The organism is Nonomuraea cavernae (genome assembly GCF_014646355.1).
GTDB classification, from domain to species: Bacteria; Actinomycetota; Actinomycetes; order Streptosporangiales; family Streptosporangiaceae; genus Nonomuraea; species Nonomuraea cavernae.
The window spans coordinates 1-9078 of the sequence record NZ_BMNH01000001.1 but is presented as its reverse complement, the minus strand read 5'-3'; the positions used below and the strand labels follow the sequence as shown (position 1 = coordinate 9078).

The window sequence follows — 9078 nt, the reverse complement described above, 5'->3', positions numbered from 1 at the left end:
ACCGCCTGCGGGGGCGCGGTCAACACCACCACCGGCACCACCGCGGACGGCCCGGCCCCGTCACCCACGCGGACCCCCAGCCCGACCCCGACCCCGACCCCATCACCTGTGATCACCGGTCCCAACGTGAGCGGCTGCTTCAGCGAGGACGACGGCGAGATCTTCACCCACGGCGACGACCTGCCCGGTGTGATCACGGGCAAGGGCGAGGTCGGCGTGGTGATCACCTACGAGCGCCTCGGCAACGTCTGCAACTGGCGCCCGCTCTCCGACCGCCTGGTCCAGGCCGGCTACCGCGTCCTGCTCTACGCCCGCGACAGCAGCGTCACACCGGAGGACATGGCCGTCAGAATGGGCAAGCGGCTGGCCGGGAAGAAGGGCGTCGAGCGGCTGTTCTTCGTCGGTGGCTCCATCGGCGGCACCGCCTCGGCCCCCGCCGCGGCACGGACGGGTGACAAGGCGGCGGGCATCGTCGCCCTGTCAGGCGCGATCGATCCCGAGGACGCGGCCGACATCACCGTGCCGCTGCTCCAGATCGGCACCGAGCACGACGGCTACGGCGGCGCCGAGGACCTCCAGGCGGCCCACGACGCCGCCACCAAGGCCCCCGCCAACGAGATGCACGTCATCAAGGGCGAGCGCTTTCACGCCACGGACCTGTTCCGCAGTTCCTACGGCCCCGAGGTGCTCGACCGGATCGTCACCTTCATGGACCGGCACAAGGGCTGACCTCGACCAGGTTGTCGTGGTAGACGGCGCCCCGGCCCAGGTCGGCGTCACGTTCCTCGACGACCGCGTTCGCGTTCGCGCCGCCGGGGCTGTGCTTCGGCCAGCGCCCCTTGGGCGAGGCCACCACGCCCCGCGCCACCCGGTCGCTCACCTCGACGTCGGCCAGGAACTCGCCGCGGTCGTTGTGCACCCGCGCCCGCTGCCCGCTCACCAGCCCGCGCTCGGCCGCGTCGGCCGGGTTGACCAGCACGACCGGCTCCTTGGCCCGGCGCCGCAGCTCCGGATTGTTGCCGAACACCGTGTTGAGGAACGTGTGCGCCGCGGGCGTGATCAGAGTCAGCCCGTACGGCGAGCCGCCGGCCGTACGGACCGACAGGGGCGGCACGTACGCCTCGCCCGCGGGCGGGAAGCGCAACCGGCCCGACGGCGTCGGGAAGCCGTCGGCGAACGGAAGGAACGGCTTGGGGTGGTTCAGCCGTACCCAGCCCTCCTTGCGCAGCCGGTCCAGCGTGATGCCCTCCAGCGACGGGTGGTCGCCGGCCAGCAGTTGCCCGGCCAGCTCCAGATCCGAGTCGTACAACGAGGGCTCGGTCAGACCCATGTGCCTGGCCAGCCGCCGGAACGTCTCCGTCGTCGACAGGCACTCGCCCGGCGGCTCCACGGCGGGCTCGTTCCACTGCAGGTACAGGTGGCCGTACCCGGCGTGCAGGTCGAGGTGCTCGGTCTGCATGGTCGCCGGCAGCACGATGTCGGCGTAGTCGACCGTGTCGGTGGGAAACTGCTCCATCACCACGGTGAACAGGTCGTCGCGCCGGAGCTCACGCCTGATCGCGTTGGTGTCGGAGGTGGAGCCGACCGGGTTGGCCCCGTACACCCACAGGCACTTCACCGAGCCGAGCTCGGAGGCCAGCCGGGTCATGGTCAGCGTGCGCACCGGCGCGGCCAGCAGGTCCTCCCGGGTGTCGACGCCGAGACGCAGGTGCCCGCTGGTGGAGTAGGAGACACCGCCGCCCGGGTGCCGCCAGTCGCCGGTGACGCCCGGGATCGCGGCGATGGTGCGCATCGCGGTGCCGCCGCCCGCGTGACGCTGGATCCCCATCGTGGCGCGGATCGCCGTGGGCCGGGTGCGCGCGAGCCGTATCCCCAGGCTGTGGATGTCCTCGGCCGGGATGCCGGTGATCTCCGCCACTTTCGCGACCGGATGGCTCAGGATCTCCTCGCGGAAGGCCGCCCAGCCCTCCGTGTGCTCGGCCAGGAACTCCTCGTCCTGCGCGCCCTCCGCGAGCACCACGTTGAGCAGCCCGAGCGCCAGCGCCGCGTCCGTGCCCGGCCTGATCGCCAGGTGCTGGTCGGCCTGGTCGGCGGTCCTCGTGCGGATCGGGTCGATCGCCACCACGTGGGCGCCGTCCGCCCGCGCGTCCTGGACGAACTTCCACAGGTGGTGGCCGCTGGTCAGCGTGTTGGTGCCCCAGAGCAGGATCAGCCTGGACAGCGCGAAGTCCTCGGGGTCCATCCCGCCGGGCGTGCCGTTGGTCAGGGTCAGCCCGGTGTTGCCGGCGGTGGAGCAGATGTTCAGCCAGTGCCTGGAGGCGCCCAGCACGTTCCAGAACCGGCGCCCGGCCGCCCCCTCGCAGCCCTGGACGAAGCCGAGCGACCCGGTGCCCTGGTAGGGCCAGACCGCCTCGCCGCCGTGCTCCTGGATGATGCCGCGCAGCCGTACCGAGATCTCCTCCAGCGCCTCGTCCCAGCTGATCCGCTCGAAGCGCCCCGACCCCTTCGGTCCCGTACGGCGCAGCGGGTGCAGGATGCGGTCGTCCGCCCGGGTGTGCTCCAGATAGCGGTTGACCTTCACGCAGAGGGAGCCACGCGTGTAGGGGTGGTCCGGGTTGCCGCGCATCTTCACCGCCCGGCCCTCGTCGACGGTCACGATCCACGAGCAGCCATCGGGGCAGTCCAGCGGACAAGCTCCCCAAACCCTCAGTTCACCCGACATAGCGCAGAGCTTACTTCCCACTCCGGAACCGCCCCGGGGAGCCGTGTTACGGATGGGACACCTGGGGCGTGTACTCTGCCTCGCGCGCCTCGTCTACCGCCTGACGTGCGATGACGAAGCGTGCGAGAGCCGGACGCATCGAAACCTCGGGGCTGGGCACGTCACTGCCGACCGAGTCGTTGTCCGGTGCAGACGGAGGTGACGATCAGGGACACTAACGGCTAAAGATCGTACGGTCGGGCCGGGAAGGTGCAGAATCGCTGTCGGTGGCCGAAATCAGCGAACGCTCGAAGGCGGAGGACCTCTCGAAGGAGGGTCCAGCCGTGGCTGAGGCACGTCCAGACCACGAGGTCTACGTGGTGGAGCCGCTGCTGCCGCAACGCCTCCGGCGCCCCTCCGACCTGCTGCGCTTCCTCGCCACGCTGCTCGTGCTCGGCGCGGTCGTCCTGCTCGCCCTGATCGCCAAGCAGACCCTCAACGGCCTTGAGGCCGACGTCACCGAGGGCACCACTCTCGTCCCCGACCTGCTCAGCCGCGTGGCCACGTTCCTCGGCGGCGCGGCCGTGCTGACCGTGCCCGTGGCGTTCGCCGTCGAACGCGTCTTCCACCGCGACGGGCTGCGCGTCGCGGAAGGCCTGATCGCCGCGATCATCGGCATGGTCGGGTCCTTCCTGTTCGGCCAGTGGCTCCTCGCGGGCAACGCCGAGGACCTGAGCCAGCTGCTCACCGGCGGCCGCTCGATCGAGCCGCTCAACACGCTGCTCACCTCCGTGATCGCCTACACCACCGCCGTGCGCATCTCCCGCCGCCCCACCTGGCGCGCGCTCACCTGGACCGTGATCGCGCTCTACATCTTCGCGCTGTTCTCCGGCAGGCAGATCACGCTGCCGGGCGCCGTCGTCACCGTCCTGGTCGGCATGGCGATGGGCTACGCCACCCTCTACGGCGTCGGCAGCCCCAACACCCGGCCGCCCGGCAACGCCGTGGTCGCCGCCCTCCGCAAGCTCTCCTTCGCCCCGGTCTCGGCTCGCCGGATCGACGACGACCACCAGGGCAGCCGCCGCTACCACATGGGGCTCCGGGACGGCAGCAGCCTCGACGTCACCGTGCTCGACCGCGACCGTCAGGTGGCCGGCCTGCCGTACCGGCTGTGGCGCCGGATCCGGCTCAACTCCGAGACCAGGCGCCGGGCGATCAGGTCGCTCCGCGCCGAGCTGGAGCGCGAGGCGCTGATGGCGTACGCCACGCAGGCGGCGGGCGCCAGCACGCCGCGGCTCCTCGGCACCAGCGAGATCGGCACCGAGGCCGCCCTGCTCGCCTACGAGCACCTCGACACGCGCACGCTCGACGAGGTGCCCGACGACGAGATCGACGACGGCGTCCTCGCGCAGATCTGGGAGCAGGTGGCGCTGCTGCAGATCCAGCGGCTGGCACACCGGCGGCTCACCGGCGACGGCATCCACCTCGACGGGGCGGGCCGCGTCGTGCTGACCGACGCCCGCAGCGGCGAGATCGCCGCCGGCGACCTGCTGTTGCGGCTCGACGTCGCGCAGCTGCTGACCTACCTCGCGCTGCGCGTCGGGCCCGAGCGCTCGGTCCGCGCCGCCGCCGCCGTCATGGGCCCCGACGCGCTGGGCCACGCGATGCCGCTGCTCCAGCGCATCGCGCTGACCCGCGAGACCCGCTCGGCCCTGTCCAAGGACAAGGGCCTGCTGGCCGCCATCCGCGAGCAGATCGTCGCGCTCAAGCCCCAGAGCACGGTCGAGGAGGTACGCCTCGAACGCTTCAGGCCGCGCACCCTGGTGACCATCATCGCCAGCACGCTGGCCGCCTACTTCCTGCTCTCCCAGCTCAGCCAGGTCAACCTGGGCCAGGTGATCTCCACGGCCAACTGGGGCTGGTCGGGCCTGGCGCTCGTCGCCTCGTTCGTCAGCTTCGTGGCGGCCGCGTTGATGCTGCGCGGGTTCGTGCCCGAGCCGCTGCCGCTGTGGCGCACCGTGCTCGTGCAGTTCGCGGCCTCGTTCGTGAAGCTCGTGGCGCCGGCCGCGGTCGGCGGCGTCGCCATCAACACCCGCTACCTGCAGAAGCGCGGCATCTCCCCGGCGCTCGCGGTGGCTAGCGTGGGCGCCTCGCAGCTGATCATGATGGTCTTCCACATCGCGCTGCTGCTGCTGTTCGCCTACATCACCGGCTCCAACACCGCCACCTCGTTCAGCCCGTCGCGTGAGCTCGTCCTCGCCCTGCTGGCGCTGGCCGTGCTGGTCGTCGTCCTGCTGGGGGTGCCGCGGCTGCGCCGGATCATCACCGAGCGGATGCGGCGGCTGTTCTCCAACGTGCTGCCCCGGCTCCTCGACGTGCTCCAGTCGCCACGCAAGCTGATCGAGGGCTCCGCCGGGACACTGATGATCACCCTGGCGTTCGTGGTCTGCCTCGACGCCTGCGTCGCGGCCTTCGGCGGCGAGCTCGACTTCACCGCCGTCGCCGTCGTCTATCTCACGGCCAACGCCATCGGCTCGGCCGCGCCCACGCCTGGCGGCCTGGGCGCCGTCGAAGCCTCGCTCATCGTCGGACTGACCGTGGCCGGCCTGCCCAGGGAGCTGGCCACCTCGGCCGTCCTGTTGTTCCGGCTGCTCACGTTCTGGCTGCCGGTGCTGCCCGGCTGGGCCTCCTTCACCTACCTCCAGCGGCACGAGGCCCTGTGACGGTCACGAGGCCGGCCGGGTGATCTTGTCGATCGCCTCCAGCTCGTCCTCGGTGAAGGCGGGGCCGTCCAGGCAGGCGACGTTGTCCTCCAACTGCCGCACAGTGCTCGCGCCGATCAGCACGCTGGTCACCCGAGGGTCCCGCAGGGTCCACAGCAGCGCCATCTGCGCCAGCGTCTGCCCCCTGCTCCTGGCGATCTCGTCGAGGTCGCGGGCCAGCTCGCGGTCGATCTGGTCGGCGCTCAGAAACCTGCTGGTCGCGGCCCTGGAGTCGGCGGGCACCCCGTCCAGGTAGCGGTCGGTCAGCAACCCCTGCGCGAGCGGCGAGTAGACGACGCAGCCCATGCCCGCCTCCTCCAGCACGTCGAGCAGCCCGCCCTCGATCCACCGGTTGATCATCGAGTAGGACGGCTGGTGGACGAGCAGAGGCGTGCCCAGCTCGCGCATGATCCGGGCCGCCTGCGCGGTCTGCTCGGCCGAGTAGTTGGAGATGCCCGCGTACAACGCCTTGCCCGAGCGCACCGCCCGGTCCAGCGCGCCCATCGTCTCCTCCAGCGGCGTGTCCGGATCGGGACGGTGGCTGTAGAAGACGTCGACGTACTCCAGCCCCATCCGCGCCAGCGACTGGTCGAGGCTGGCCAGCACGTACTTGCGCGACCCCCACTCTCCGTAGGGCCCGGGCCACATGTCGTACCCGGCCTTGCTGGAGATGACCAGCTCGTCCCGGTACGCGGCGAAATCCTGCCGAAGCACCCGCCCGAAGTTGGATTCCGCCGACCCGTACGGCACGCCGTAGTTGTTGGCCAGGTCGAAGTGCGTGATGCCCAGATCGAACGCCCGGCGCAGGATCGCGCGCGAGGTGGAGAGCGGGCGGTCGTCGCCGAAGTTGTGCCACAGTCCCAGCGACACGGCCGGCAGCCTGAGCCCGCTTTTCCCACTGCGGTTGTACGGCTGGCGCTCGTAGCGGCCCTCGTCGGCCTGATAGGTCACGAGGTGCCTCTCTCGATGATCCAGGCGAGGGCGAAGGCCTCCTCGCGCCAGGCGTCGTACCGCCCGCTGCGCCCGCCGTGGCCCGCCCCCATCTCGGTCTTGAGCAGGAACGGCCCTCCCTGCGCCGTCGCCCGCAACCTGGCGATCCATTTCGCGGGCTCGTGGTAGAGCACCCGGGTGTCGTTCAGGCTGGTGATCGCCAGAATCGGCGGATACGACCGGCCGTCCACGTTCTCGTACGGCGTGTAGCTCTTCATGTAGGCGTACACATCGGCGTTGTGCAGCGGGTCGCCCCACTCGTCCCACTCGATCACGGTCAGCGGCAGCGACGGGTCGAGGATCGTGTTGAGCGCGTCGACGAACGGCACCTCGGCCACCACGCCCGCGAACTCCTCCGGCGCCAGGTTGGCGACCGCGCCCATCAGCAGGCCGCCCGCCGAGCCGCCTCTCGCGATCACCCGATCGCTCCAGCGCGCCTGCTTGAGGTGCCTGGCCGCGGCCACGAAGTCGGTGAACGTGTTGCGCTTCCTGGTCAGCTTGCCTTCCTCGTACCAACGCCTGCCCATCTCGCCACCACCCCGGACGTGGGCCACGGCGAAGATGAAGCCGCGGTCGAGCAGTGACAGCCTCGGCACGGAGAAGCCCGGATCGATGGAGGTCTCGTAGCTGCCGTAGCCGTACAGGACGGTGGGGGCGGGGGCGCTGGTGTCCTTGCGCTTGACGATGGAGATCGGGACCCGCGTGCCGTCGCCGGCCGTGGCCCAGTCGCGGAACTGTTCGTAGTCGTCGGGGGTGTAGCCGCCGAGCACCGGCCGCTGCTTGAGCAGGATCAGCTCGCGGGTGGCGAGTTCGTAGTCGTAGACGCTGGGCGGCGTGATCATGCTGGTGTAGGCCAGCCGGAGCCTGCGGGTGCTGAACTCGGGGTTGCCCGCCGGACTGACGTCGTAGAGCGGCTCGGGGAACTCGATCTCGTACGCGGCCCCGGCATAGGCGGCCTCCACCCGGTCGCGCCAGCCGTTGCGCGGGGCTTCGTCCCCGTACGGGAGCACTCGGATGCCGGTCAGCCCGTCGCGGCGGAAGTGGATCACGGCGTGGTCGGAGAACGCCTCGATGTCGAGCAGCCGGGTGCCCTCGCTGTGCGCGATCAGCGGCGTCCAGTCGCCGGGAGCGTCGAGCGGGGCGGTGGCCAGCTCGAAGTTCTCGGCGTGCTCGTTGTGGAGCACGTAGAAGAAGTCTCCGGCGTGCTCGACGCTGTATTCGACGCCGACCGTCCGCGGCCGGACGACCCGGAACTCACCCGTGGGGTCGTTGGCGTCGAGGACGCGGGCCTCACTTGTGATCTTGCTGCCGGCGCCGAGGACGAGGTAGCGCTCGCTCCGGGTGAGCCCGATGCCGATCCAGTAGCGCTCGTCGGGCTCCTCGTAGACCAGGACGTCCTCAGGCGTGCCGAGGGTGTGCCGGTAGACCTGGAAGGGGCGCCAGGCGTCGTCGACGCGGGTGTAGAAGAACGTCGAACCGTCGGCCGACCAGCAGCCGCCGTAGAAGACGTCCTCGATCTGGTCGTCCAGCAGTTCGCCGGTCTCCAGGTTCTTGAACCTCAACGTGAAGCGCTCGGCGCCCTTGTAGTCGGTGGAGTAGGCCAGCATCGTGCCGCCGGGGGCGATGGTGCTGGTGCCGATGGAGAAGAAGGGGCTGTCGCCGGCCAGCTCGTTGCCGTCGAGCACGACCTCCTCCTGGTCGAGGCGCTCGCCGGGCTTGACCTCGGGCGGTGTGTCGCCGTCGGCGGGGACCCGGCAGGAGACGGCGTACTGCTTGCCCTCCTCGGTGCGCGTGTAGTACCACCACGCGCCCTTGCGGCTCGGCACCGAGAGGTCGGTCTCCTGGGTGCGGCCCTTGATCTCCTGGAACACCTGCTCCTGCAGGTCGGCCAGGTGAGCGGTCTCCTCCTTGAGGAACGCGTTCTCCGCTTCGAGATAGGCGATCGTGTCGGGATCGTCCTTGTCTGCGAGCCACGCGTACTCGTCGACCACGGTGTCGCCATGGTGCGTGCGCTCAGTCGGGACCGTCTTCGCCAGTGGCGGTGTTTTGCTGCTCACGTGGGGAGTCTATGGTCGCCTGTGATCGTTCTGTGGCCATGAACGGTGGTGAATGCGTCTCGGGCGGTCGGGGGCGCTGCTACTCTTGGGGAGTCGACGCGGTGCGGCAACCAACCTCCTTCACTTAGGTGATATCGGCATGGTTGCGCAGCATTGGTCGGTAATCTCTCAGACTCACCCCGCTTGAAGATCGGTTCGCGGATCGCTCTGAAGGCTGGTAAGTTAGAGGGGTTGCCCTGGGAACGGGGTGGTGTTCGATTTCTGCTGGTCAGACTGGTTCGGGTCAATTTGACACGGGTCTGGGGGGGCTGGGAGGATTCGAACACAACAGAACGAAATTGTGAAGCGAAAGTGAACGCCTCTGAGCGGGCCTGAATGGTTTCGGGTTTGTGAGGGTGTACGCGTCCGTTTCTTGAGAACTCAACAGTGTGTTAAAAGCCAGTGCATGATGCACAACCCCGTCTTTTTTGACGGATTCCTTTGGTTGACATTCATGAGTGGATGTTGGCCAGGATTGTTTTCCAGGCATTGTTTGGAGAGTTTGATCCTGGCTCAGGACGAACGCTGG

5 protein-coding genes are annotated in these 9078 nt (G+C 69.6%); 2 read left to right on the top strand and 3 right to left on the bottom strand.

The window, feature by feature from the left end:
• The coding region (locus IEY82_RS00025; protein WP_373291437.1) for an alpha/beta hydrolase at window positions 1-729 on the top strand (729 nt) is incomplete at its 5' end.
• Here the strand turns inward: IEY82_RS00025 and IEY82_RS00020 are convergent.
• Complete coding sequence (locus IEY82_RS00020; RefSeq protein ID WP_189121850.1) at window positions 707-2722, bottom strand: molybdopterin-containing oxidoreductase family protein; 2016 nt, start codon at window positions 2720-2722, stop codon at window positions 707-709. The genes IEY82_RS00025 and IEY82_RS00020 overlap by 23 nt on opposite strands.
• A gap of 323 nt (window positions 2723-3045) precedes the next feature.
• Here IEY82_RS00020 and IEY82_RS00015 point away from each other — a divergent pair, with 323 nt between their 5' ends.
• Window positions 3046-5424 carry a lysylphosphatidylglycerol synthase transmembrane domain-containing protein gene (locus IEY82_RS00015; RefSeq protein ID WP_189121849.1) on the top strand — a complete coding sequence of 793 codons (2379 nt, stop codon included), beginning with the start codon at window positions 3046-3048 and terminating at the stop codon, window positions 5422-5424.
• A 3-nt stretch (window positions 5425-5427) separates the two neighbouring features.
• Here the strand turns inward: IEY82_RS00015 and mgrA are convergent, their stop codons facing one another.
• The gene (gene mgrA, locus IEY82_RS00010) at window positions 5428-6414 is read right to left on the bottom strand and encodes an L-glyceraldehyde 3-phosphate reductase (RefSeq protein WP_189121848.1); all 987 of its coding nucleotides are present in this window, start codon (window positions 6412-6414) and stop codon (window positions 5428-5430) included.
• Entirely contained in the window at window positions 6411-8510 is a 2100-nt protein-coding gene (locus IEY82_RS00005) for a S9 family peptidase (RefSeq protein ID WP_189121847.1), read from the bottom strand. The genes mgrA and IEY82_RS00005 overlap by 4 nt, the downstream gene beginning before the upstream one ends.
• Window positions 8511-9078: the final 568 nt, after the last annotated feature.